The sequence below is a fragment of the Synechococcus sp. CCY9201 genome (assembly GCF_034931105.1).
Classification (GTDB): domain Bacteria; phylum Cyanobacteriota; class Cyanobacteriia; order PCC-6307; family Cyanobiaceae; genus CBW1002.
On record NZ_JAYGIC010000057.1, the window covers coordinates 1 to 1,794 of the forward strand.

The 1,794-nt window shown below is 72.3% G+C and carries 1 protein-coding gene and 1 pseudogene; one reads left to right on the top strand and one right to left on the bottom strand.

Annotated elements, in window-relative coordinates; all coding sequences use genetic code 11:
• A pseudogene (locus VB716_RS05585) lies at window positions 1-197 on the top strand (N-acetylglucosamine kinase); the annotation flags it as partial.
• 4 nt (window positions 198-201) lie between these two features.
• Here the strand turns inward: VB716_RS05585 and glmM are convergent.
• A complete protein-coding gene (gene glmM, locus VB716_RS05590; RefSeq protein WP_197171657.1) occupies window positions 202-1,638 on the bottom strand; it encodes a phosphoglucosamine mutase in 1,437 nt (478 codons plus the stop codon).
• Window positions 1,639-1,794: the final 156 nt, after the last annotated feature.

Genomic DNA, 1,794 nt, shown 5'->3' on the forward strand with positions numbered 1-1,794 from the left:
TGGCCGCGGCCCTGGAGCTGCAGAGCCCGGCCGTAGTGACCAGCGGCGGGGCCCTGCGCCACCCGGAGGGCCTGCACCAGCGTTTCGCCCAGCGGCTGCAGGAGCGTCTGGGCGGCGCCCATCTGGTGGACCCGCGGGGCGATGCCTGCGCCGGTGCCCTCCAGCTCGCCCAGCAGCTGGCGGATCAGGCAGCCTGAGCCCTCAAGCCGCACAGAGGTGCGCTTCGGCCTCGGCCGCCAGGTGGTGAGTCCAGTGATCCACCTGGCCCTGTTCGGCCGCCTCCACCATCACCCGCAGCAGGGGCTCGGTGCCGCTGGCCCGCACCAGCACCCGTCCCTGACCCTCCATCGCCTGCTCGGCCGCCTCCACCGCACGACGCAGCGGCTCACACTGCTGCCACTGCTGCCGCCGCTGCCGATCGGGCACGGTCACGTTGACGAGCCGCTGGGGGTAGGGCCGGAAGCTGCTCTCAAGCCAATCGGCCAGGCTCAGGCCGGCCTGGTGCAGGCGGGTGGCCACCTGCAGGGCGGTGAGCAGGCCATCGCCGCTCATGCCATGGCGGGCCGAGAGGATGTGACCCGACTGCTCACCACCGAGACCCGCCCCCAGCTCCTCCATCGCCTGGTGGACGTACTGATCCCCCACGGCGGTGCGCTCCAGCACCCCGCCACGGGCCTGCCAGGCACGCTCGAAGCCCAGGTTGGACATCACCGTGGCCACAATGCGGTTCTGGGGCAGCTGATCGGCCTCCTGCAGGGCCGTGCCCCAGAGGTAGAGGATCTGATCGCCGTCCACCACCCGACCCTGGCCATCGACGGCCAGCATGCGGTCGGCATCGCCATCGAAGGCGAATCCCATGGCGGCACCGCTGGCGAGCACGGCCTGCCGCAGCGGCTCGAGATGGGTACTGCCACAGCCCATATTGATGCGGTGGCCATCCGGCTCGCCGTGCAGCACGGTCACCGCGGCACCGAGGTCACGGAAGACCGCCTCCCCACAGGCGGCGGCCGATCCCCAGCAGAGGTCGAGCACCACCGGGCACCCATCCAGTCGCCTCCCCTCGACGCTGGCCAGCAGACCCTGCCGATAGACCTCCAGCAGGTCGCCCCGCTCATAGGCAGAGCCGAACGTCTCGGAGCCGCTGGCAATGTTGCCGCTAGTGCTGGGGCCGCCGATCGGAGCTTCGGCCTCAGTCTCCGGCGTGCCCCGCAGACCGCGCTCGATCGCCTCCTGCTGGTCGCGGCTGAGCTTGGCGCCGGAAGCCCCGAACACCTTGATGCCGTTGTCGTGGGGAGGGTTGTGGCTGGCCGAGACCATCAGCCCACCAGCCAGCCCGAGGCGGCGGATCGTGCCGGGCACCGCCGGTGTGGGGCAGAGACCCAGGTTCCAGACCTCCCGACCCGCGGCGGTCAGACCGGCGGTGAGGGCCGCCACCAGCATCGGTCCGCTGGTGCGCGAATCACTGCCGATCACCACCGGGCCGTCGGTGCGCAGCACCCGCCCGCACCAGTAGCCCACCTGCAGCGCCAGGGCCGGGGTCACGCAGGTACCGACGCGGCCGCGGATTCCGTCCGTGCCGAAGCCGGTGACGGCGTCACCCAGGGGTGCACCGATCGGAGGGGGCAGCGGCCCGGGCATGGCGACGCGATCGATGGCGGGCAGCAGGTTAAGCGCCGTGTCCCGCCCCGCCCTCGCCATCACCGCCAGCGGCACGACTCCGGGTCAGCGCCAGCGACGCGGCCAGCAGGCCCAGCGCAGCAGCTCCGCCACCGCCCAGAGCAGCAGCAGGCCCAC

Coding starts and splice junctions, on each gene's coding strand:
- glmM (WP_197171657.1), bottom strand. CDS start 1,638: ATGCCCGGGCCGCTGCCCCCTCCGATCGGTGCACCCCTGGGTGACGCC.